The sequence below is a fragment of the Kribbella sp. CA-294648 genome, assembly GCF_050943845.1.
Classification (GTDB): domain Bacteria; phylum Actinomycetota; class Actinomycetes; order Propionibacteriales; family Kribbellaceae; genus Kribbella.
Map to the genome: position 1 here is coordinate 7,637,246 of NZ_CP191981.1, position 20,628 is coordinate 7,657,873.

A 20,628-nucleotide genomic window follows, 5' to 3' on the forward strand; every position below is an offset into this window, starting at 1 on the left:
TCAGGACGGCGCTGGGTCCTCGTTCGTTGCAGTCACCCGCAGGACCCTGAAGCCCTTCGCGCTGCCGATCCGGTCACAGGGGTAGCCCTGATCGGTCAGCCAGCGCTGCAGCGAGTCCGCACCGAGGTTCTTGCCGACGACGAACCATCCCACGCCGCCAGGGGCAAGCCGAGCCAGCCAGTGCAGCAGCATCTTGTGCAGCTCCGGTTTACCGATGTGGATCGCCGGGTTCGACCAGATCTGGTCGAACCGCACGTCCGCCGGTACGTCGTCCACCAGCGCGGGGTGGACCCGCTTGGCGACCCCGGCCGCCTTGGCGTTCTCCGCCGTGAGCTCCAGCGCCCTGGTGTTCACGTCGACCGCCCAGACCTGCGCTTTGGGGTCCTCCACTGCCAGGGCACACGCGATCGGCCCGTAGCCGGTGCCCAGGTCCAGGTAGGTGCCGCCACTGGTCGGAGCTGGGGCCTCCCGCAGCAGGATCGACGTACCGCGATCCAGGCGGTCCCGGGAGAAGACACCGGTCGCCGTGGTGAAGGTGTAGTCCTTCCCCCAGATCTGGGCCTCGACAGTACGCCGTACGTCGGCTGACGTCGGCTCTGCCGAGAAGTAGTGGTCAGCCACGCGTGTGCACCTCTCCCCTGACGGCGCGAGCCTCTACGGCCCGCGCGGCCAGTTCTTCGTCTGCCGGGTATCGCACTTCTTCCAGGGTGAGCCCATGAGCGGGCAGTACGGTCACTGCCGAGTCCCGCACCCGTGCCGCCAGCACAGTGGCCGGCCAGTCCACGTCGCGCCGCCCATCCCCCACCGGTACTACGGAGCCCACCAGCGCCCGCACCATCGAGTGGCAGAAGGCATCAGCGATCACTGTGGCCTCCACCAGACCTGGAGCGGTCCGTCGCCAGCTGAACTCCTGCAGGGCACGGACAGTGCTCGCACCGACCCGGCGTTTGCAGAAGGCGGCGAAGTCGTGCTCACCGAGCAGCCGCGCCGAGGCCTCGTTCATCCGGTCCACGTCGAGCGGCTGCAGGACCCGCAGTACGTGGTTCCTGGTCAGCGGGTCGCTGGCAGCGGGGTGGTCGCAGATCCGGTAGACGTAGCGGCGCCACAAGGCCGAGAACCGGGCATCGAACCCCTCCGCAGCCTCAGCGGCCCCGCTCACCCAGACATCGTCCGGCAGTACGCCGTTGAGCCGGTGCACCAGGTTGCGGGCGACCACACCCTCCGGCAGCCAGACGTGCACCACCTGGCCTCTGGCGTGGACTCCGGTGTCGGTCCGGCCGGCGCAGGTCACCGTCGGCAACTCGGGTTGCCGCAGGACGGTGGCTAGGGACTGCTCGAGCACCCCCTGCACGGTCCTGAGGCCCTCCTGACGGGCCCAGCCGTGGAATTCGGTGCCGTCATACCTGAGATCGATCCGCCAGCGCACAGGCCAATCTAACGCAGGGCAATCCAACGCAGCAGCGCCCCTCCGCTCGAAAGCGAAGGGGCGCCACCGGTGTGAAGCAGGTGTTACTTGTCGTCCTCGGACTCGCCGGCCTTGGCGAAGCCGGCCGCCGCCGCGGCCTCCTCGGTCTTGAACCAGACCTCGGCCTCGGTCTGCTCGTACCAGGGCGACTCGGTGGTGTGGTACTTCATCGAGTTCTCGTTGCCCTTGATGTCGTAGCCCTCAGGAGCGGCGCCGCCGGCCAGCGGGGCCGCGGAGCCCTCGTACTTGCCCGCGACGACGTCCTGGACCTTGGCCTCTTCGGCCGGGGCCTCGTCAGCCTTGGCCTCGTCCTTGGCAGCGGCCTTCTTCGCGGTCGCCTTCTTGGCCGGGGCGGCCTTCTTCGCCGCCGCCTTGGCCTTCGGCGAGTCCGCCAGCGCCTCGACGAGCTCGATCTTCACCATCGGGGCGTTGTCGCCCTTGCGGGGGCCGAGCTTGATGATCCGGGTGTAACCACCCGGACGGTCGGCGTACCGCTCACCGATCTCGGTGAACAGCACGTGCACGACGGACTTGTCGCGGATCCGCTTCATCACCTGACGGCGCGAGGTGAGGTCACCGCGCTTGGCCTTGGTGATCATCGACTCGGCCAGCGGCTGCAGGCGCTTGGCCTTGGCGTGGGTGGTCGTGATCGAGCCGTGCTCGAACAGCGAGGTGGCCAGGTTGCTGAGGATCAGCTTCTGGTGCGCCGCGCTGCCGCCGAGGCGGGATCCCTTAGTAGGGGTAGGCATCTCTCTTTACTCCAGGAAATCTCAGGCCCGGGGTGCGGGCCTTGGATGGGCCGTGCTAGCTCAGTACTGCTCGGTCTCGGCGAAGCTCTCGTCCTCGTCCTCGGCGTCGTCGCCGTACGCCTCAGCGGCGGCGCGCAGGTCGAAGCCGGGGGGCGAGTCCTTCAGCGACAGGCCCATCTCGGCCAGCTTCAGCTTGACCTCGTCGATCGACTTGGAGCCGAAGTTGCGGATGTCCAGCAGGTCCTGCTCGCTGCGCGAGATCAGCTCACCCACGGTGTGGATGCCCTCACGCTTGAGGCAGTTGTAGGACCGGACGGTCAGCTGCAGGTCCTCGACCGGCAGGGCCAGGTCGGCCGCCATCTGCTCGTCGACCGGCGACGGGCCGATGTCGATGCCCTCGGCCTCGACGTTCAGCTCACGGGCCAGGCCGAACAGCTCGACCAGGGTCTTACCGGCCGACGCGACGGCGTCGCGGGGCAGCATCGACGGCTTGGTCTCGACGTCGACGACCAGCCGGTCGAAGTCGGTGCGCTGCTCGACCCGGGTCGCCTCGACCTTGTAGGTGACCTTGAGGACCGGGGAGTAGATCGAGTCGACCGGCATCCGGCCGATCTCGGCGTCCGCGGACTTGTTCTGCACCGCGGAGACGTAACCACGGCCCCGCTCGACGACCAGCTCCATCTCGAGCCGGCCCTTCTCGTTCAGGGTGGCGATCTTCAGGTCCGGGTTGTGCACCTCGACACCGGCCGGCGGCGCGATGTCGGCGGCGGTCACGTCACCGGGGCCCTGCTTGCGCAGGTACATGGTGACGGGCTCGTCGTGCTCGGAGGAAACCACCAGGTCCTTGAGGTTCAGGATCAGCTGGGTGGCGTCTTCCTTCACCCCGGCGACGGTGGAGAACTCGTGCAGTACCCCGTCGACCTTGATGCTGGTCACCGCCGCGCCCGGGATGGACGACAGCAGGGTACGGCGGATGGAGTTGCCGAGGGTGTAACCGAAGCCCGGCTCCAGCGGCTCGATCACGAACCGCGAGCGGTGCTCGTCGACGACCTCTTCGGCCAGGGTGGGACGCTGCGCAATAAGCACTGTGTGTTCTTCCTTCTAGATCCGCGACGACCACTATTTGAGGTCGCAGAGAGTGAAGAAACGACCCGCGCCGCCGGCAGCCGTGAGGCCGCCGGCGGCGACGGGATCAGTTCTTCGAGTAGAGCTCGACGATCAGGTGCTCGGCGACCTGGGTGTCGATCTGTGCCCGGGTGGGCAGCTGGTGCACGAGGATCCGCAGCCGCTCGGGCAGCGCCTCGAGCCAGGCCGGAACCACTCGCTCGGAGTGGGTCTCCCTGGCGATGATGAACGGCGTCATCTCGACCGACTTCGGCCGGACGTCGATCACGTCGTGCGCCGAAACGCGGTACGACGGGATGTTCACCTTGATGCCGTTCACGGTGAAGTGACCGTGCACGACGAGCTGACGCGCCTGACGACGGGTCCGGGCCAGTCCGGCGCGGTACACGACGTTGTCCAGGCGGGACTCGAGGATGATCAGCAGGTTGTCACCGGTCTTACCAGGACGCCGCGAGGCCTCCTTGTAGTACAGGCTGAACTGCTTCTCCAGCACGCCGTAGGCGTACCGAGCCTTCTGCTTCTCACGAAGCTGGAGCAGGTACTCGCTCTCCTTGGGACGGCCGCGGCCGTGCATACCCGGCGGGTACGGACGACGCTCGAACGCCTTGTCGCCACCGACGAGGTCGACCCCGAGACGGCGCGACTTCTTGGTCATGGGTCCGGTGTAACGGGCCATTGTTAGCTACCTGCCTCTCTCTGGGATCAGACCCGGCGCCGCTTGGGCGGGCGGCATCCGTTGTGGGCGGTCGGGGTGACGTCCTGGATGGTGCCGACCTCGAGGCCGACCGCACCCAGCGAACGGATCGCGGTCTCCCGGCCGGAGCCGGGGCCCTTGACGAAGACGTCGATCTTCTTCATGCCGTGCTCCATCGCGCGCCGGCCGGCTGCCTCGGCAGCCATCTGCGCGGCGAACGGGGTCGACTTGCGCGAGCCCTTGAAGCCGACGGTGCCGGCGGAGGCCCACGAGATGACCGCGCCGGTCGGATCGGTGATCGTCACGATCGTGTTGTTGAACGTGCTCTTGATGTGCGCGTGGCCGACGGCCACGTTCTTCTTCTCCTTGCGGCGCACCTTCTTGGCGCCGGCCGCGGTGCGGCTCTTGGGAGGCATAGGTCAGCTACTCCTGGGGTGGTCGACGGTCATCCGGGTCACTTCTTCTTCTTGCCGGCGATCGCCTTGCGACGACCCTTACGGCTACGGGCGTTGGTCCGCGTGCGCTGACCACGCACCGGCAGGCCGCTGCGGTGCCGGCGACCCTGGTACGACCCGATCTCGATCTTGCGGCGGATGTCCGCGGTCACCTCGCGACGGAGGTCACCTTCGATCTTGTAGTTGCCTTCGATCCAGTCCCGGAGCTTGACCAGCTCTTCGTCGCCCAGTTCGTGGACGCGCTTGTCACCGGAGATGCCGGTGGCTTCGAGCGTCTTCAGGGCGCGAGTACGACCTACACCGAAGATGTAGGTGAGAGCGACCTCGATGCGCTTGTCGCGCGGAAGGTCAACTCCTACGAGGCGTGCCATGTGGCGGTGTTCCTTTCGTCGGCAGAGGTGTGGTGGCGCGCCGCGTCCTTGCCCGCCTCGGTGAATTGTTGATCACCGGCAAGGCCCCGGCCTCTGTTCCGGGGGCAGCATCCAGCCTGTTGCTGTGCTGGACGAGCGTGCGCGCTGTGGTGCGAAAGTGCCGTGTCCTGCTCGAGTGGGGCTGAATCAGCCTTGCCGCTGCTTGTGCCGCGGGTTCTCGCAGATCACCATGACCCGGCCGTGACGGCGGATCACCTTGCACTTGTCGCAGATCTTCTTGACGCTCGGATTGACCTTCATCGAGCTTCTTTCTTCGACAGGTGGCTTGGTTACTTGTACCGGTAGACGATGCGACCCCGGGTGAGGTCGTACGGCGACAGCTCCACGACGACCCGGTCCTCGGGGAGGATCCGGATGTAGTGCTGCCTCATCTTGCCGCTGATGTGCGCGAGCACCTTGTGCCCGTTGGACAGCTCAACACGGAACATCGCGTTCGGCAGGGCCTCGACGATGGTGCCCTCGAGTTCGATTACTCCCTCTTTTTTGGGCATGTCCTCGCACTTCTGTAGACGACAACTGAATGGTGGTACTTCGCCCCCGTGCCGCCCTGGGCAGCACGAGAAGAGGCCACGAAGGGCCAAGGGAAGAGTTTACGCCACACACCCACGAAAAACCCAATCGGGGCCTGCGACCGGCCTAGCAGGGCCGGGAGGCCTCGATCTCGGTCATGTGGTCGGCGCCCCACTGATCGAGGGGCATCAACGCGATGTTGAGCGATTCACCGAGCTCAGTCAGAGAGTACTCGACCTTCGGTGGAACCTGGTGGAACACCTCGCGGTGCACGATGTCGCGGCTCTCCAGCTCGCGCAGCTGCTGGATCAGCATCTTCTCGGTCACCCCGGTGACCTCCTTGCGCAGCTCGCCGAACCGCCGCGGCCCGTGGTGCAGGGCCCAGAGGATCCGCGGCTTCCACTTCCCGCCGATCACGTCGGCGGCGGCGTCGAGTCCACAGGTGTACGGCCGGACGGCAGCCATCTTCATCCTTACCTTTCGGTGCGTACCTGACTAATTAGTAGGTACTTGTCGACTTTATAGCTCAGCGGCAAGTCTGGACCACATGAAGACTCCTGTCACCGTTCTCGGTCTCGGCGCGATGGGGACCGCCCTCGCCCGGACCTTCCTGGCCGCCGGCCACCCGACCACCGTCTGGAACCGCACCCCCGGCCGCTCCCCCGAACTCGACGACCTGGGCGCCGTCCGCGCGAAGAGCGTGGGCGACGCGATCGCCGCCGGCCCGCTGATCGTCGCCTGTCTGCTCGACGACGCGTCGGTTCGCAGTACCCTCGAGCCCGTCGCTCCCGAGCTGGCCCGGCGGACGCTGGTCAACCTCACCAACGGAACACCCGAGCAGGCCCGGCGTACCGCCGACTGGGCCGCGCAGCAGGGCGCGCAGTACCTGGACGGCGGCATCATGGCCGTGCCGGTGATGATCGGCGGACCGGCCGCGTTCATCCTCTACAGCGGGTCGCCCGAGGCTTTCGAGCAGTACCGGGACGACCTCGCAGTACTGGCCAAGCCGACCTATGTCGGCAGTGACGCCGGGCTGGCGGCGCTGCAGGACATCGCGTTGCTCAGCGCGATGTACGGCATGTTCGGCGGCGCCGCGCACGCTCTCGCCATGGTCTCCAGCGAGAAGGTCTCACCCACCGCGTTCACCGCCGACCTGCTGATCCCCTGGCTCACCGCCATGCTCGGCGCGGTCAGCGGCATGGCGAAGGACCTCGAGTACGGCGCAGATGAGGCCGGCTCCAACCTCGCGATGCAGGCCGCGGCCTTCGGCAACCTCGTCGACGCCTCCGAAGCGCAGGGCGTCGACCCGATGGTGCTGCTGCCGATGCGGACCTTGCTCAAGCGGGCCGTCGCCGAGGGCCACGGCGACGAGGACGTGGCCGGAATCGTGGGGCTACTCGCCAAGGACTAAAGGGGTCTGGTGGCCAGCCATTGCTCGCCTGCTTGCCAAACGTGTTCTGGCATCAGGTCGAGCAGGTCGCAGGCCGCGTCCAGCTGTGCCAGGGCGGTATCGGTGTCGCGGTAGGCGGGCAGGATGAGGACGAAGCGGCGGCCCTCGCAGCTGAAGCCGAAGGGTGGCACCTGTGCGAGAGCCTCGACAGCACGCGGATGCAGTACTTCGCCGGCCAGATCCTCGCGGCCGTTGAAGAGGAGGTAAGGGCTGGACAGGCCCTCGACCCGAAGGCTGATCGGCAGCAGGCTCGCCGCCGCGACCGGGGCGAGAGAGGCCGGCAGGACCTGGAGCGGCGGCAACGGCCGGTCGACGGCCAGGTCGAGAAAGTCGAAGCCCAGTTGGCGACTGCCGACCTTGTGCCGGAACCGGCCGGTCAGCAGCTCACGGCCGCGGTGCCGGCCCGCGATGACGTCGAAGACCTCAGCCGCGGGATCGGTGGTGAACGGCGGGAACGGCCAGCGCTCCAGGACCGCTGGCCCACCTGCATCGACCTCCCAGCCGAGCTGCTCGGCCATGTCCACCCACGCCCGCCGCAGCCGGACGTCGGCCAGCCGCATCGCCAGGGTGAAGAGCACCAGGGCCAGGAACCAGACCAGTACCAGCCAGCCGACCCAGCGGGGCTCGACCAGCAGACCCACGATCACCAACGGGACCGCAACGGCGAACCACAGCACGAAAACGAGTGCCGAGCCCTGCCGCAGTTGCCACACCCAGTCCGGCCGGAGCCGGGTACGCCGGGTGCGGCGACTGACCGGGGCGGCGGTCAACGCCGCTTTCCGAGCTGGCCCAGGACGATGCACGCCCACGGGATCAGCAGCCAGACCGGCCAGAAGTGCGGCCAGTGGCCGCCGTTGCCGAGGCCGATCACGAACCAGATGACCACGTTGATCAGGACCACACCGGTGAAGCCACCGCCCAGGTTGCGCAGCCCGTGGCCCTCGGCCTGCTTGCTCCGCTGCCGCTCGGGGAACTCACCGGGAGGCGGCGCGGGCGTCGTGTTCTGCACCACTGCCGGGGTCTGGTACGTCCTGACCGGCGGCAGGTCACGCACCAGGGGTTCCAGCTCGCCGTACGTCTGGACGGCGTACAGCTGGTCGAGCCGCGAGGTGAACTCGGGCTGGTCCAGCCGGCCGTCGGCGAAAGCGTCCCGCAACCGCCCGGCGATCTTGTCGCGGTCGGCCTCGGTGAAACGCTGGTGTGGCTGGTACTGACTGGGCATGTCTCCAGTGTGCCTCAGTCGCCGGTTACCGGCGTCCCCCGATGGACGGACTCGGGGGTCAGTCGGCGAGGGGACCGAAAGTGACGCCGAGCTCCTTGAGCTTGGCTTCGCCGCCGTCGAGGGCGGTCAGTACCCACGGGCCCTGTGGGGTCAGGGTGAAGGTGTGCTCGGTGTGAGCCGCGGCCAGGCCGTCGTCGGTGACGACCGTCCAGTCGTCCTCGAGCGTGTGGTTGTCCTGCTTGCCGAGCGTGAGCATCGGCTCGACGGCCAGCGCCAGCCCCTCGACCAGCTTGGGACCCTTGCCGGCCTTGCCGAAGTTCGGCACGTTCGGCGGCTGGTGCATCGCCGACCCGATCCCGTGCCCGACGAAGTCCTCGACGATCCCGTACGCCGAGTTGGCCCGCACGTGGCTCTCCACCGCGTGCGAGATGTCGGTCAGCCGGCCACCGAGCCGGGCGGCGGCGAACCCACGCCACATCGACTCCTCGCAGATCCGGGCCAGCTCGAGCAGTTCCGGTGCGGTCTGGCCGACCGGCACCGTGATCGCGGCGTCGCCGTGCCAGCCGTCGACGATCGCACCGCAGTCGATCGAGATCAGGTCGCCCTCGGCCAGCACCCGGCCGCCCGGGATGCCGTGCACGATCTCGTCGTTCACCGACGCGCAGATGGAGCCGGTGAAGCCGTGGTAGCCCTTGAACGAGGGCTGCGCGCCGGCCGACCGGATGGCGTCCTCGGCGATCGCGTCCAGGTCGCCGGTGCTGACCCCGGCCTTGACCTCACCGCGGAGCAGTTCCAGCGTGCGGCCGACCACCAGGCCGGCCGCACGCATGGCGATGATCTGTTCGCGGGTCTTGATCTCGATCCCGCGGTCTTTGAAGATCACAGACTGCTCTTAACCTTCCAGCGTTTTCAGGGCCGCGAGCACGCGCTCGCTGACCTCGGCGATCTCGCCGACGCCGTCGACCTCGACCAGCAGGCCGCGCTGGGCGTACACGCGCAGCAGCGGCTTGGTCTCGGCCGCGTAGACCTCCTGGCGATGCCGGATGACCTCTTCGGAGTCGTCGGACCGCCCGTCGACCTTGGCCCGGCGCAACATCCGGTCGACCAGGACGTCGGTGTCCGCGACCAGCGCGACCACCGCGTCCAGCTCGTGGCCGTGCTCGGCCAGGATGTCGTCCAGCGTGCCGACCTGGGGCAGCGTGCGGGGGTACCCGTCGAGCAGGAACCCCTCACCCGCGTCCGCCTCCGACAACCGGTCGCGCACCATTGCGTTGGTGACCTCGTCGGGGACGTAGTTGCCCGCGTCCATGTACCGCTTCGCCTCGAGACCGAGCTCGGTCTCGTCCGCGACGTTGGCGCGGAAGATGTCGCCGGTGGATACGGCCGGGATGCCGAGCCGGTCCGCAAGCACCTTTGCCTGCGTACCCTTACCCGCTCCGGGCGGACCCATCAGCAACATTCTCATCAGCGCAGGAACCCTTCGTAATTACGTTGCTGCAGCTGCGACTCGATCTGCTTCACCGTGTCCAGGCCGACACCGACCATGATCAGGATCGACGTACCGCCGAACGGGAAGTTCTGGCTGGCGTTCAGCAGGACGAGTGCGACCAGCGGGATCATCGAGATGATCGCCAGGTAGATCGCGCCGGGCAACGTGATGCGGGACAGAACGTAGGAGAGGTACTCCTCGGTCGGCCGGCCCGCCCGGATCCCGGGGATGAAGCCGCCGTACTTCTTCATGTTGTCTGCAACTTCCTTCGGATTGAAGGTAATCGAGACGTAGAAGTACGTGAAGAAGATGATCAGGGCGACATACGTCACCATGTAGATCGGGTGGTCACCCTTGACCAGGTTGCCCTGGATCCACTGGGCCCATTTCTCTTCCTGTTTGAACTGGCTGACCAGCACCGGAAGGTACATCAGGCTGGAGGCGAAGATGACCGGGATCACACCGGCCTGGTTCACCTTCAGCGGGATGTAGGTCGACGTACCGCCGAACATCTTCCGGCCGACCATCCGCTTGGCGTACTGCACCGGGATCCGGCGCTGCGCCTGCTCGATGAAGATGACCGCGGCCATGATCACCAGGCCGATGACGAGCACGACGATGAACTTGCCGACGCCCTGGGACTTGCGGATGCTCCACAGCTGCGACGGGAAGGTGGCGACGATCTGGGTGAAGATCAGGATCGACATGCCGTTGCCGACACCGCGATCGGTGATCAGCTCACCCAGCCACATGACCACACCGGTACCGGCGGTCATGGTCATCACCATCACGACGACCGGGAACCAGCCGTCGTTGTGCAGCAGGGGCTCGTTACAGCCCTGGAACAGCCGGCCGGGCGTCCGGGCGAGCGCGACGAACGCGGTCGCCTGCAGGATCGCCAGTCCGACGGTCAGGAACCGGGTGTACTGGGTGATCTTGGTCTGGCCCGCCTGGCCCTCCTTCTTCAGCGACTCCAGCCGCGGGATGACCACGGTGAGCAGCTGCAGAATGATGCTGGCGGTGATGTACGGCATGATGCCCAGCGCGAAGATCGCGAGCTGCAGCAGTGCCCCACCGGAGAACAGGTTGATCAGGTTGTAGAGGTTCGCGTTCGCGCCCGTTTGGGACTGGCGCAGGCAGACGTCCAGCGAGTTGACGTTGACGCCAGGCGCCGGAACAACAGAACCGATCCGGAAGATCACGATAATGAAGAGCACGAACAAGATCTTCCGGCGCAGGTCCGGAGTCTTGAACGCGTTGGCAAAGGCGCCTAACACCCTGTCCTCCCACAAGTTTCCCTTGCCCCGGGCAGGGCAGGGCCTAGCAAAGCAGCTGGGCAAGAGACGAACCAGGGCTCGTCCGACATCCAGCGCTCAATATACAAGCGCTGGCTCGCACGAGCCCTGGTTACTCACACCTCGGTGGTGGTTCCTCCGGCCGCCGCGATCTTCTCCTTGGCGGACTTCGAGAACTTGTGCACCGAAACTTGCAGAGCAACCGTGAGTTCGCCGTCTCCCAGTACCTTCACCGGAAGACTGTCACGGACCGCACCCTTGGCGACCAGGTCGGCAACGCCGACCTCGCCCCCTTCGGGGAACAGCTGTCCGAGCTTGTCCAGGTTAACGACCTGGAACTCCACTCGGTTCCTGCTCTTGAAGCCCTTCAGCTTCGGCAGCCGCATGTGCAGCGGCATCTGGCCACCCTCGAAGTTCTCGGGGATGTTGTTGCGGGCCTTGCTGCCCTTGGTACCGCGGCCGGCCGTCTTGCCCTTGGAGCCCTCACCACGACCCACGCGGGTCTTGGCGGTCTTGGCGCCGGGCGCCGGACGCAGGTGATGAACCTTGAGCGCCATGTCAGTCAACCTCTTCGACGGTGATGAGGTGGCGAACAGCGCGGACCATACCGCGAACCTCGGGCTTGTCTTCGTGGACGGCGGTGTCGCCGATCCGCTTGACGCCCAGGGTGCGCAGCGTGTCGCGCTGGTTCTGCTTGCCACCGATGCCGGAACGGGTCTGGGTCACCTTCAAGCGTGCCATCAGGATGCCGCCTCCGCCCGCGCCTTCAGCAGTGCCGCCGGAGCGACGTGCTCGACCGGCAGACCACGGCGAGCCGCCACGGCCTCCGGGGTCTCCAGGCTGCGCAGCGCCTCGACGGTGGCGTGAACCACGTTGATGGCGTTGGACGAGCCCAGCGACTTGCTCAGGATGTCGTGGATCCCGGCGCACTCCAGTACCGCGCGCGCCGAACCACCCGCGATCACACCGGTACCGGGAGCGGCCGGACGCAGCATGACAACGCCTGCGGCCTTCTCGCCCTGGACCGGGTGCGGAATGGTGCCCTGGATCCTCGGCACCTTGAAGAACGACTTCTTGGCCTCCTCGACACCCTTGGCGATCGCCGCGGGCACCTCCTTGGCCTTTCCGTATCCCACACCGACGGTGCCATCACCGTCGCCGACGACCACGAGGGCGGTGAAGCTGAAGCGACGACCACCCTTCACGACCTTGGCGACACGGTTGATGGCTACCACGCGCTCGATGTAGGCGGTCTTGTCAGCTGCCGCACCACGACCACCGTCGCGGTTACGGCGCTCACCACCGGCGCCGCCTCCGCGACGCTGCTGGCCTCCGCTCATTTCGAACTACCTTCTTCCTTTTGCGTCGCCATGTCAGAAGCCGAGGCCGCCCTCACGGGCGGCGTCGGCCAGGGCCGCGATGCGGCCGTGGTACTTGTTCCCGGCCCGGTCGAACACGACCGAGTCGATGCCGGCTGCCTTCGCGCGGTCGGCGATCAGGCCGCCCACGGTCTTGGCCTTGTCCGTCTTGTTCGCCTCCGCACCACGCAGGTCGGCCTCCATCGTGGAGGCGGACACCAAGGTGACGCCGGCGACGTCGTCGATGACCTGAGCGAACAGGTGCTTCGAGGACTTGCTGACCACCAGGCGCGGCCGGTCGGCCGTGCCGTTGACCTTCTTGCGGACGCGGATCTGGCGACGCAGCCGGGAAGAGGTCTTCTTGGCGGAATGCTTGTTGTGACGCAATCCGATCGCCATGGTTACTTACCAGCCTTTCCGACCTTGCGGCGCACCTGCTCGCCCGCGTACCGCACACCCTTGCCCTTGTAGGGCTCGGGCTTGCGCAGCTTGCGGATGTTGGCGGCGACCTCGCCGACCGACTGCTTGTCGATTCCCTGCACCGAGAACTTGGTCGGCGCCTCGACCACGAAGGTGATGCCCTCAGGGGCGTCCACCGTGATCGTGTGGCTGTAGCCGAGCGAGAACTCCAGCTGGGTCGGTCCCTTGGCCAGGACGCGGTACCCGACGCCGACGATCTCGAGCTTCTTCTCGTAGCCTTCCGTCACGCCGGTCACCAGGTTGGCGATCAGAGTGCGGGACAGGCCGTGCAGTTCCTTGCTCTTGCGCTGGTCGTCCGGACGGGTGACGGCGATCGTGCCGTCCTCGTCGCGATTGACCACGATGGGCTCTGCAACGCTGTGCGTGAGCTGGCCCTTGGGGCCCTTCACGGTGACCGTCTGGCCGTCGATCGTGACGTCGACGCCGGCCGGGACCGTGATCGGGAGCTTACCGATGCGAGACATGAGAGTGGTCCTCCTTCCGGTTCTTCGTCACCAGACGTAGGCGAGGACTTCCCCGCCAACGCCCTTGTTCTTGGCCTGCCGGTCGGTCAGGAGTCCCTGCGACGTCGAGATGATCGCGACGCCGAGGCCACCGAGCACCTTGGGCAGATTGGTCGACTTCGCGTACACCCGCAGGCCGGGCTTGCTGATCCGGCGAACGCCGGCGATCGAACGCTCCCGGCTCGGGCCGAACTTCAGATCAACAACGAGCGTCTTGCCGACGGTGCCCTCTTTGGGCTCCTCCACCTTGTAGGAGGAGATGTAGCCCTCCTGCTGGAGGATGTCGGCGATGCCCTGCTTGATCTTGCTGTACGGCATCTGGGTCGACTCGTGATACGCCTGGTTGGCGTTGCGCAGACGAGTGAGCATGTCTGCGATCGGGTCGGTCATCGTCATGGCCTGGGGCCTCTTTCCCGCCGTGGTTTCGCCTCATGGCGACCTACGGTGACTAGATTTTGAGTAGAGAAAAAAACGGTGCCCGTGGTACGGATGGTCACCAGCTGGACTTGGTACTGCGTCACCAGCTGGACTTCGTCACACCGGGCAGCTCGCCCCGGTGCGCCATCTCGCGCAGGCAGATCCGGCACAGGCCGAACTTGCGGAAGACGGCCTTGGGCCGGCCGCAACGCTGGCAGCGCGTGTAGCCACGCACCGCGAACTTCGGCTTGCGGGCCTGCTTGACCTTGAGTGCTGTCTTCGCCACGTCAGTTCTCCTTGAACGGGAAGCCGAGCTGCCGCAGCAGCGCGCGCCCCTCGTCGTCGTTCTTGGCGGTGGTCACCACGGTGATGTCCATCCCGCGAACCCGATCGATCCGGTCCTGGTTGATCTCGTGGAACATCACCTGCTCGGTCAGACCGAAGGTGTAGTTCCCGTTGCCGTCGAACTGCTTGGGCGACAGGCCGCGGAAGTCACGGATCCGGGGCAGCGCGAGCGACAGCAGCCGGTCCAGGAACTCCCACATCCGGTCACCGCGCAGCGTGACGTGCGCGCCGATCGGCATGCCTTCACGCAGCTTGAACTGCGCGATCGACTTGCGGGCCTTGGTCACCTGCGGCTTCTGGCCGGTGATCGCGGCCAGGTCCTTGATGGCACCGTCGATCAGCTTCGAGTCGCGGGCCGCCTCGCCGACACCCATGTTCACCACGATCTTGGTGAGCCCGGGCACCTGCATGACGTTGGCGAACTGGAACTCCTCGTTCAGCTTGCCGACGATCTCTTCGCGGTACTTGGTCTTCAACCGGGGCAACGTCTTCGCCTCGGGGGTTGCCGTCGTCATCAGATCTCCTCGCCGGTACGCCGCGCGATCCGGACGCTCCGGAAACCGGTGTACGTCGAACCGTCGGGGCGCCGCTTCTGCACCTCGACGCGGTTGTAACCGACGCGGGTGGTCACCTTCTGCTTCTTGCCGTCCTTCTCGACCTCGACCAGAAGCATCACGTTGGAGACGTGGATCGGGGCTTCCTGGGTGACGATGCCACCCGTGGTGCCGCCGCGCTGGGCCTGCTGCACCTTGGTGTGCTTCTTGACCCGGTTCACGCCTTCGACGATGACCTTCTCGGCCTCGGGCAGGACCGAGATGATCTTGCCCTCGAGGCCCTTGGACTTGCCGGCGATCACGCGAACGAGATCACCCTTCTTGACGTGCAGCGAACGCTGCACCTTCTGCTGGGGCTTGCCTGACATCTCAGAGCACCTCCGGAGCGAGCGAGATGATCTTCATGAAGCGCTTCTCGCGCAGCTCCCGGCCGACCGGCCCGAAGATACGGGTACCACGCGGCTCACCGTCGGCCTTGAGGATCACGGCGGCGTTCTCGTCGAACCGGATGTAGGAGCCGTCCGGACGCCGGCGCTCCTTCACGGTGCGCACGATGACAGCCTTGACGACGTCGCCCTTCTTGACGCCGCCACCCGGGATCGCGTCCTTGACGGTGGCGACGATCGTGTCACCGACACCGGCGTAGCGCCGACCGGAGCCACCGAGAACTCGGATGCACAAGATCTCCTTGGCACCCGTGTTGTCGGCGACCTTCAGTCGCGACTCCTGCTGGATCATCTGTTGATCTCCTGGTTGTCTCGCTGGTTCTCACACACGGTGAGCCTTGCGGAACGAATGATTTCGATTGGGTACTGCGTGGCGTCGTTGGTCACTTCGCCTTTTCGAGGATCTCCACGACGCGCCAGCGCTTGGTCGCCGACAGCGGCCGGGTCTCCATCAGGAGGACCCGGTCGCCGATCCCGGCGGCGTTCTGCTCGTCGTGCGCCTTGAGCTTGCTGGTGCGACGGATGACCTTGCCGTACAGCTTGTGCTTGACCCGGTCCTCGACCTCGACGGTGACGGTCTTGTCCATCTTGTCGCTCAGCACCAGGCCCTCACGGGTCTTGCGGGCGCTGCGCGTCTGCTGGGTCGTGCTCACGGTCTCGTCCTTAGCTGCGTTCTCGGTCATGCCTTGCTCCCGGCCTTTTCACTGTCGTCCGCGGTCTCGTCAGCCTCGACCTCGGCGTCAGCCTCGGCCACGGGTGCTGATTCAACCTCTTCGGTGATGCCGAGCGCGCGCTCGGTCAGCACCGTGTAGATGCGGGCGATGTCCTTGCGGACGGCGCGCAGCCGGCCGTGGGACTCCAGCTGACCCGTGGCAGCCTGGAACCGGAGGTTGAACAGCTCCTCCTTGGCGTTACCGAGCTTCTCCAGAAGCTCGTCCTTTCCCAGGTTCCGCAGCTCGGCGGCGGTCAGGGTAGCCATCAGTTCTCACCTGCCTCTCGGGTGATGAAGCGGCACTTCATCGGCAACTTGTGAATCGCGCGGCGCATCGCCTCGCGGGCGACGTCCTCGGGGACACCGGACAGTTCGAACATCACGCGTCCGGACTTGACGTTCGCGATCCACCACTCGGGCGAACCCTTACCGGAACCCATCCGGGTCTCGGCCGGCTTCTTGGTCAGCGGGCGGTCCGGGTAGATGTTGATCCAGACCTTTCCGCCACGCTTGATGTGCCGGGTCATCGCGATACGAGCGGACTCGATCTGCCGGTTGGTGACGTAGTGGCTCTCCAGCGCCTGGATGCCGAAGTCACCGAACGCCAGCGTCGTACCACCCTTGGCAGCGCCGGAGCGCTTCGGGTGGTGCTGCTTGCGGTGCTTGACCTTGCGGGGGATGAGCACGGTTCAGCTCTCCGTTCCGGTCGTCTCGGCCGGCTTCTCGGCTGCCGGAGCAGCGTCGGCCTTCGGAGCGTCGTTGCGGGCGGCACCACGATCGCCACCACGGCCACCACGGTCGCCGCCACGGCCACCGCGATCGCCACGGTCGCCACCGTCACGGCGGGCCGGACGGCCACGCTGCTGGGTGGCGGCGCGGGCAGCTGCCTGCGCCTCGCGCTCGGCCCGGGAGCCGGCGACGTCGCCCTTGTAGATCCAGACCTTCACGCCGATCCGGCCGAAGGTCGTGCGGGCCTCGTAGAAGCCGTAGTCGATGTCCGCGCGCAGCGTGTGCAGCGGCACCCGTCCTTCGCGGTAGAACTCCGACCGCGACATCTCGGCGCCACCCAGACGGCCGGAGCACTGGATCCGGATGCCCAGGGCGCCGCCACGCATGGTGGTCTGCATCGCCTTGCGCATCGCGCGGCGGAACGCCACGCGGCCGGACAGCTGCTCCGCCACACCCTGGGCGACGAGCTGAGCGTCGATCTCGGCGTTCTTGACCTCGAGGATGTTCAGCTGCACCTGCTTGCCGGTGAGCTCCTCCAGGCTGCCCCGGATCCGGTCCGCCTCGGCGCCGCGGCGACCGATCACGATGCCCGGACGCGCGGTGTGGATGTCGACCCGAACCCGGTCACGGGTGCGCTCGATCTCCACGCGGGAGATGCCGGCACGCTCCATGCCCTTGCTCAGCAGGCGACGGATCTTGACATCCTCGCCCACGTAGTCCTTGTAGAGCTTGTCGGCGTACCAACGGCTCTTGTGGTCGGTGCTGATGCCGAGTCGGAACCCGTGCGGGTTAACCTTCTGGCCCACTATCGGGTCTCCTTCTTCTCAGCCTTGGTGGCGGTCGCCTTCTTGGCCGGCGCCTTCTTGGCAGTGGCCTTCTTGGCCGTGCCCGACTTGGCGTCGTCCTGCTTGGCTTCTGCCTTCTTGGCATCGGCCTTCTTGGCCGGCGGCGCGACCTCGACCTTCGGGCCGACCACGACGGTGATGTGGCTGGTCCGCTTGTCGATCCGGGTGGCCCGGCCCTGTGCACGCGGGCGGTGACGCTTCAGCGTCGGTCCCTCGTCCACGAAGGCCTTCACCACGACCAGGTCGGCCCGGCTCAGGTGCTCGGTGCCCTCGGCGTTCGCCGCGGCGCTGTCGACGACCTTGTACACGGTCGCGGCAGCGGCCTGCGGGGCGAACTTCAGAGTGGCGAGTGCATCGTCGATGCCCATGCCGCGCACCAGGTCGACCACGCGGCGCGCCTTCATAGGCGTCACGCGGACGAAGCGCGCGACCGCGAAGGCCCCGGGCTCGTCGCCCAACAGGCTCTCGCGACGGGCACTGACGGCCCTACGCTCTTGAACGCTCATGATGTTCGAATCTCTCCGTAGGTTGCTTGCGCGTAATCACTGACCCGGGGGTCAGCGACGCCGTGCCTTGCGGTCGTCCTTCTCGTGACCCTTGAACGTCCGGGTCGGGGCGAATTCGCCGAGCTTGTGCCCGACCATCGCGTCCGTCACGAACACCGGGACGTGCTTGCGCCCGTCGTGCACCGCGAGCGTGTGGCCGATCATGTCGGGAATGATCATCGATCGGCGCGACCAGGTCTTGATCACGTTCTTGGTGCCCTTTTCGTTCTGCACCTCCACCTTCTTGAGCAGGTGGTGGTCGACGAACGGGCCCTTCTTCAGGCTGCGTGGCATTCTGTCCGGCTCCTATCAGCGCTTCTTGCCGGCCTTGCGGCGCCGGACGATCATGCGGTCGCTTTCCTTGGTACCGCGGGTGCGGCCCTCAGGCTTGCCCCACGGGGACACCGGGTGGCGTCCACCGGAGGTCTTACCCTCACCACCACCGTGCGGGTGGTCCACCGGGTTCATCGCGACACCGCGGACGGTCGGGCGCTTGCCCTTCCAGCGCATCCGGCCGGCCTTGCCCCAGTTGATGTTCGACTGCTCGCCGTTGCCGACCTCACCGAGGGTGGCGCGGCAGCGCACGTCGACCATCCGGACCTCGCCGGACGGCATCCGCAGGGTGGCCATCCGGCCCTCCTTGGCGACCAGCTGAACGCTGGCACCGGCGGAGCGGGCCATCTTGGCGCCACCACCGGGACGAAGCTCGACGGCGTGGATCGTCGAACCGACCGGGATGTTGCGGAGCGGAAGGTTGTTGCCGACCTTGATGTCCGCCGCCGGGCCGTTCTCGATGATCGTGCCCTGCTCCAGCTTGGCCGGGGCGAGGATGTAGCGCTTCTCGCCGTCGACGTAGTGCAGCAGTGCGATCCGCGCGGTGCGGTTCGGGTCGTACTCGATGTGCGCGACCTTGGCCGGCACCCCGTCCTTGTCGTACCGCTTGAAGTCGATCAGGCGGTACGCCCGCTTGTGACCGCCACCGTGGTGCCGGGTGGTGATCTTGCCGGAGCTGTTCCGGCCGCCCTTCTTGGGCAGCGGACGCAGCAGCGACTTCTCGGGGGTCGAACGGGTGAGCTCGACGAAGTCGGCCACGCTGGAGCCACGACGGCCCGGCGTTGTCGGCTTGTATTTGCGGATACCCATTACGACTGGCCTCCGAAGATGTCGATGCGGTCGTCGCCGGCAAGGCTGACGATCGCTCGCTTGGTGTCAGGACGCTTGCCCCAGCCCGTACGGGTACGGCGGCGCTTGCCCTTGCGGTTGATCGTGTTGACGCTGGTCACGCGGACCTTGAACACCTTCTGGACCGCGAGCTTGATCTCGGTCTTGTTGGCGTCCGGGGCGACCTCGAACGTGTACTTCTGCTCGTCCAGCAGGCCGTAGCTCTTCTCGCTCACGACCGGCCGCAGCAGCACGTCCCGCGGGTCCTTGTTGACTCCGTGGCTCATGCTTCTACCTCCTGCTCGGCTTCGGTCGACGTCGCGACGGCCTTGACGGACTTGCCCTTCGGCGTACCGGCGACGAAGGCGTCCAGGGACGCCTTGGTGAAGATCACCGCGTCGTTGCACAGCACGTCGTACGCGTTCAGCTGGTCGGCCGCGATCAGGTGCACGGTCGGCACGTTGCGCAGGCTGAGCAGCGAGACGTCGTCGTCGCGCTCGACCACGATGAGCACCTTCAGGTACTCGGTGACCTCGCTGAGGACCTTCAGTGCGGCCTTGGTGGACGGCTGGTCGCCTTCGACGAACTGCTCGACCACGTGCACGCGGCCGTCACGGGCCCGGTCGGAGAGCGCACCGCGCAGGGCGGCGGCGATCATCTTCTTCGGGGTCCGCTGGCTGTAGTCGCGCGGGGTCGGGCCGTGCACCACGCCACCACCGGTGAACTGCGGTGCGCGGGTCGAGCCCTGACGGGCGCGGCCGGTGCCCTTCTGGCGGTACGGCTTGGCGCCACCACCGGACACCTCGCCCCGGCGCTTGACCTTGTGCGTGCCCTGACGGGCGGCGGCCAGCTGGGCCACGACGACCTGGTGGATCAACGGGATGTTGACCTGGACGTCGAACAGCTCAGCGGGGAGCTCCACGGAGCCCAACTTCTCGACCTTGTCACCCTTCACGGCGACGACGTCGACGGTGCTCATTTGGTGGCTCCCTTCGCGGCGTTGCGGATCAGCACCAGGCCGCCCTTGGGGCCGGGAACGGCACCCTTGAGCAGGACCAGGCCGCGCTCGGCGTCGATGGCGTGGACGGTCACGTTCTGCGTGGTGACCTTCTCGTTGCCCATCCGGCCCGCCATCCGCAGGCCCTTGAAGACCCGGCCCGGGGTGGCGCAGCCGCCGATCGAACCCGGCGAGCGGTGCTTCTTGTGCACACCGTGGGTCGCGCGCAGGCCGTGGAAGCCGTGGCGCTTCATCACACCGGCGAAACCCTTGCCCTTGCTGGTGGCGGAGACATCGACGATCTCGCCCGCGGCGAACGCCTCGGCCTTGATCTCCTGGCCGAGCGTGTACTCGCTGGCGTCAGCGGTCCGCAGCTCGAGCAGGTGCCGGCGAGGAGTCACGCCGGCCTTCTCGAAGTGGCCGCGCATCGGCGAGTTCACCTTGCGGGGGTCGATGTCACCGAAGGCGATCTGGACGCCGTCGTACCCGTGGCTGGCCGAGGTACGCACCTCGGTCACCACACAGGGACCGGCCTGGATCACGGTGACGGGGACGACTCGGTTGTTCTCGTCCCAGGTCTGGGTCATACCGAGCTTGGTGCCCAGCAGACCGCGCGTGTTCTTCTGATTGCTCATTGGTTTCGCGTTTCCC

General features: G+C 66.8%; 36 protein-coding genes. 1 reads left to right on the forward strand and 35 read right to left on the reverse strand.

Translation table 11 applies throughout. The features are described 5' to 3' along the window. The 10 genes from ACQPYM_RS36335 to ACQPYM_RS36380 form a co-directional block, all read right to left on the reverse strand. Positions 1-621 (reverse strand): class I SAM-dependent methyltransferase, encoded by a 621-nt coding sequence (locus ACQPYM_RS36335; protein WP_433010020.1) that lies wholly within the window; start codon positions 619-621, stop codon positions 1-3. Next, a complete protein-coding gene (truA, locus tag ACQPYM_RS36340; RefSeq protein ID WP_433010023.1) occupies positions 614-1,426 on the reverse strand; it encodes a tRNA pseudouridine(38-40) synthase TruA in 813 nt (270 codons plus the stop codon). Before truA ends, ACQPYM_RS36335 begins: the two co-directional genes overlap by 8 nt. Before the next feature lie 83 nt (positions 1,427-1,509). Then, on the reverse strand, positions 1,510-2,214 hold the full coding sequence (gene rplQ, locus ACQPYM_RS36345) for a 50S ribosomal protein L17, sunset domain variant (protein WP_433010026.1): 705 nt from the start codon (positions 2,212-2,214) through the stop codon (positions 1,510-1,512). A 60-nt stretch (positions 2,215-2,274) separates the two neighbouring features. After that, positions 2,275-3,300 (reverse strand): DNA-directed RNA polymerase subunit alpha, encoded by a 1,026-nt coding sequence (locus tag ACQPYM_RS36350; RefSeq protein ID WP_020388081.1) that lies wholly within the window; start codon positions 3,298-3,300, stop codon positions 2,275-2,277. 106 nt (positions 3,301-3,406) lie between these two features. Beyond that, complete coding sequence (gene rpsD / locus ACQPYM_RS36355; RefSeq protein WP_020388082.1) at positions 3,407-4,015, reverse strand: 30S ribosomal protein S4; 609 nt, start codon at positions 4,013-4,015, stop codon at positions 3,407-3,409. Positions 4,016-4,041: 26 nt separating this feature from the next. After that, a complete protein-coding gene (rpsK, locus tag ACQPYM_RS36360) occupies positions 4,042-4,449 on the reverse strand; it encodes a 30S ribosomal protein S11 (protein WP_270136203.1) in 408 nt (135 codons plus the stop codon). Positions 4,450-4,487: 38 nt separating this feature from the next. Then, on the reverse strand, positions 4,488-4,859 hold the full coding sequence (gene rpsM, locus ACQPYM_RS36365; protein ID WP_012923660.1) for a 30S ribosomal protein S13: 372 nt from the start codon (positions 4,857-4,859) through the stop codon (positions 4,488-4,490). Positions 4,860-5,045: 186 nt separating this feature from the next. Further along, positions 5,046-5,159, reverse strand: a complete 114-nt coding sequence (gene rpmJ / locus ACQPYM_RS36370) for a 50S ribosomal protein L36 (protein WP_008361054.1) — start codon at positions 5,157-5,159, stop codon at positions 5,046-5,048. Between the two features lie 29 nt (positions 5,160-5,188). Next, positions 5,189-5,410, reverse strand: coding sequence for a translation initiation factor IF-1 (gene infA, locus ACQPYM_RS36375; protein WP_012923661.1), 222 nt, complete (start codon positions 5,408-5,410; stop codon positions 5,189-5,191). A 145-nt stretch (positions 5,411-5,555) separates the two neighbouring features. Beyond that, positions 5,556-5,894, reverse strand: a complete 339-nt coding sequence (locus ACQPYM_RS36380; protein WP_433010031.1) for a winged helix-turn-helix transcriptional regulator — start codon at positions 5,892-5,894, stop codon at positions 5,556-5,558. An 82-nt stretch (positions 5,895-5,976) separates the two neighbouring features. Between ACQPYM_RS36380 and ACQPYM_RS36385 the strand changes: the two genes are divergently transcribed. Then, the gene (locus ACQPYM_RS36385; protein ID WP_433010034.1) at positions 5,977-6,840 is read left to right on the forward strand and encodes an NAD(P)-dependent oxidoreductase; all 864 of its coding nucleotides are present in this window, start codon (positions 5,977-5,979) and stop codon (positions 6,838-6,840) included. On the opposite strand, the gene ACQPYM_RS36390 is transcribed toward ACQPYM_RS36385, so the two are convergent. The 25 genes from ACQPYM_RS36390 to rplC all read right to left on the reverse strand — a co-directional run bounded on the left by ACQPYM_RS36390 (position 6,837) and on the right by rplC (position 20,612). Next, positions 6,837-7,649 carry a hypothetical protein gene (locus ACQPYM_RS36390; RefSeq protein WP_433010037.1) on the reverse strand — a complete coding sequence of 271 codons (813 nt, stop codon included), beginning with the start codon at positions 7,647-7,649 and terminating at the stop codon, positions 6,837-6,839. The genes ACQPYM_RS36385 and ACQPYM_RS36390 overlap by 4 nt on opposite strands. Beyond that, the gene (locus ACQPYM_RS36395; protein WP_433010040.1) at positions 7,646-8,101 is read right to left on the reverse strand and encodes a DUF1707 SHOCT-like domain-containing protein; all 456 of its coding nucleotides are present in this window, start codon (positions 8,099-8,101) and stop codon (positions 7,646-7,648) included. Before ACQPYM_RS36395 ends, ACQPYM_RS36390 begins: the two co-directional genes overlap by 4 nt. Positions 8,102-8,159: 58 nt before the next feature. Continuing rightward, positions 8,160-8,984, reverse strand: a complete 825-nt coding sequence (gene map, locus ACQPYM_RS36400; RefSeq protein ID WP_433010043.1) for a type I methionyl aminopeptidase — start codon at positions 8,982-8,984, stop codon at positions 8,160-8,162. Positions 8,985-8,993: 9 nt separating this feature from the next. Next, positions 8,994-9,566: an adenylate kinase gene (locus tag ACQPYM_RS36405; RefSeq protein WP_360277888.1), complete on the reverse strand. Its 573-nt coding sequence runs from the start codon at positions 9,564-9,566 to the stop codon at positions 8,994-8,996. After that, positions 9,566-10,867, reverse strand: coding sequence for a preprotein translocase subunit SecY (gene secY, locus ACQPYM_RS36410; RefSeq protein ID WP_433010047.1), 1,302 nt, complete (start codon positions 10,865-10,867; stop codon positions 9,566-9,568). The genes ACQPYM_RS36405 and secY overlap by 1 nt, the downstream gene beginning before the upstream one ends. A 134-nt stretch (positions 10,868-11,001) precedes the next feature. After that, positions 11,002-11,442, reverse strand: coding sequence for a 50S ribosomal protein L15 (rplO, locus tag ACQPYM_RS36415; protein WP_360277894.1), 441 nt, complete (start codon positions 11,440-11,442; stop codon positions 11,002-11,004). Between the two features lies 1 nt (position 11,443). Further along, positions 11,444-11,626, reverse strand: a complete 183-nt coding sequence (gene rpmD, locus ACQPYM_RS36420) for a 50S ribosomal protein L30 (protein ID WP_020388092.1) — start codon at positions 11,624-11,626, stop codon at positions 11,444-11,446. Further along, a complete protein-coding gene (gene rpsE / locus ACQPYM_RS36425) occupies positions 11,626-12,225 on the reverse strand; it encodes a 30S ribosomal protein S5 (RefSeq protein ID WP_360277897.1) in 600 nt (199 codons plus the stop codon). The genes rpmD and rpsE overlap by 1 nt, the downstream gene beginning before the upstream one ends. Before the next feature lie 33 nt (positions 12,226-12,258). Then, entirely contained in the window at positions 12,259-12,642 is a 384-nt protein-coding gene (gene rplR / locus ACQPYM_RS36430; RefSeq protein ID WP_360277900.1) for a 50S ribosomal protein L18, read from the reverse strand. A 2-nt stretch (positions 12,643-12,644) separates the two neighbouring features. After that, the gene (rplF, locus tag ACQPYM_RS36435) at positions 12,645-13,187 is read right to left on the reverse strand and encodes a 50S ribosomal protein L6 (RefSeq protein ID WP_433010051.1); all 543 of its coding nucleotides are present in this window, start codon (positions 13,185-13,187) and stop codon (positions 12,645-12,647) included. A gap of 27 nt (positions 13,188-13,214) precedes the next feature. After that, positions 13,215-13,622 (reverse strand): 30S ribosomal protein S8, encoded by a 408-nt coding sequence (gene rpsH / locus ACQPYM_RS36440; protein WP_020388096.1) that lies wholly within the window; start codon positions 13,620-13,622, stop codon positions 13,215-13,217. 121 nt (positions 13,623-13,743) lie between these two features. Next, positions 13,744-13,929, reverse strand: coding sequence for a type Z 30S ribosomal protein S14 (locus ACQPYM_RS36445; RefSeq protein WP_012923674.1), 186 nt, complete (start codon positions 13,927-13,929; stop codon positions 13,744-13,746). Between the two features lies 1 nt (position 13,930). Continuing rightward, positions 13,931-14,503 (reverse strand): 50S ribosomal protein L5, encoded by a 573-nt coding sequence (gene rplE, locus ACQPYM_RS36450; protein ID WP_360277907.1) that lies wholly within the window; start codon positions 14,501-14,503, stop codon positions 13,931-13,933. After that, on the reverse strand, positions 14,503-14,910 hold the full coding sequence (gene rplX / locus ACQPYM_RS36455; RefSeq protein ID WP_343976436.1) for a 50S ribosomal protein L24: 408 nt from the start codon (positions 14,908-14,910) through the stop codon (positions 14,503-14,505). The genes rplE and rplX overlap by 1 nt, the downstream gene beginning before the upstream one ends. A 1-nt stretch (position 14,911) precedes the next feature. Then, positions 14,912-15,280 (reverse strand): 50S ribosomal protein L14, encoded by a 369-nt coding sequence (gene rplN / locus ACQPYM_RS36460; protein WP_077019238.1) that lies wholly within the window; start codon positions 15,278-15,280, stop codon positions 14,912-14,914. 91 nt (positions 15,281-15,371) lie between these two features. Beyond that, positions 15,372-15,671, reverse strand: coding sequence for a 30S ribosomal protein S17 (gene rpsQ / locus ACQPYM_RS36465; protein WP_433010056.1), 300 nt, complete (start codon positions 15,669-15,671; stop codon positions 15,372-15,374). Continuing rightward, a complete protein-coding gene (gene rpmC / locus ACQPYM_RS36470) occupies positions 15,668-15,967 on the reverse strand; it encodes a 50S ribosomal protein L29 (protein WP_433010059.1) in 300 nt (99 codons plus the stop codon). The genes rpsQ and rpmC overlap by 4 nt, the downstream gene beginning before the upstream one ends. Then, positions 15,967-16,386 carry a 50S ribosomal protein L16 gene (gene rplP, locus ACQPYM_RS36475; protein ID WP_132190622.1) on the reverse strand — a complete coding sequence of 140 codons (420 nt, stop codon included), beginning with the start codon at positions 16,384-16,386 and terminating at the stop codon, positions 15,967-15,969. The genes rpmC and rplP overlap by 1 nt, the downstream gene beginning before the upstream one ends. Positions 16,387-16,389: 3 nt before the next feature. Beyond that, a complete protein-coding gene (gene rpsC, locus ACQPYM_RS36480) occupies positions 16,390-17,235 on the reverse strand; it encodes a 30S ribosomal protein S3 (protein ID WP_433010062.1) in 846 nt (281 codons plus the stop codon). Continuing rightward, positions 17,235-17,780 carry a 50S ribosomal protein L22 gene (gene rplV, locus ACQPYM_RS36485; RefSeq protein WP_433010065.1) on the reverse strand — a complete coding sequence of 182 codons (546 nt, stop codon included), beginning with the start codon at positions 17,778-17,780 and terminating at the stop codon, positions 17,235-17,237. Before rplV ends, rpsC begins: the two co-directional genes overlap by 1 nt. Positions 17,781-17,831: 51 nt before the next feature. Beyond that, the gene (gene rpsS / locus ACQPYM_RS36490) at positions 17,832-18,113 is read right to left on the reverse strand and encodes a 30S ribosomal protein S19 (RefSeq protein ID WP_020388105.1); all 282 of its coding nucleotides are present in this window, start codon (positions 18,111-18,113) and stop codon (positions 17,832-17,834) included. 15 nt (positions 18,114-18,128) lie between these two features. Further along, a complete protein-coding gene (gene rplB, locus ACQPYM_RS36495; protein ID WP_433010070.1) occupies positions 18,129-18,962 on the reverse strand; it encodes a 50S ribosomal protein L2 in 834 nt (277 codons plus the stop codon). Next, positions 18,962-19,267, reverse strand: coding sequence for a 50S ribosomal protein L23 (gene rplW / locus ACQPYM_RS36500; protein WP_112243217.1), 306 nt, complete (start codon positions 19,265-19,267; stop codon positions 18,962-18,964). Before rplW ends, rplB begins: the two co-directional genes overlap by 1 nt. Further along, complete coding sequence (rplD, locus tag ACQPYM_RS36505) at positions 19,264-19,959, reverse strand: 50S ribosomal protein L4 (RefSeq protein ID WP_433010073.1); 696 nt, start codon at positions 19,957-19,959, stop codon at positions 19,264-19,266. Before rplD ends, rplW begins: the two co-directional genes overlap by 4 nt. Further along, a complete protein-coding gene (gene rplC, locus ACQPYM_RS36510; RefSeq protein ID WP_360277931.1) occupies positions 19,956-20,612 on the reverse strand; it encodes a 50S ribosomal protein L3 in 657 nt (218 codons plus the stop codon). Before rplC ends, rplD begins: the two co-directional genes overlap by 4 nt. Between the last annotated feature and the right edge of the window lie 16 nt (positions 20,613-20,628).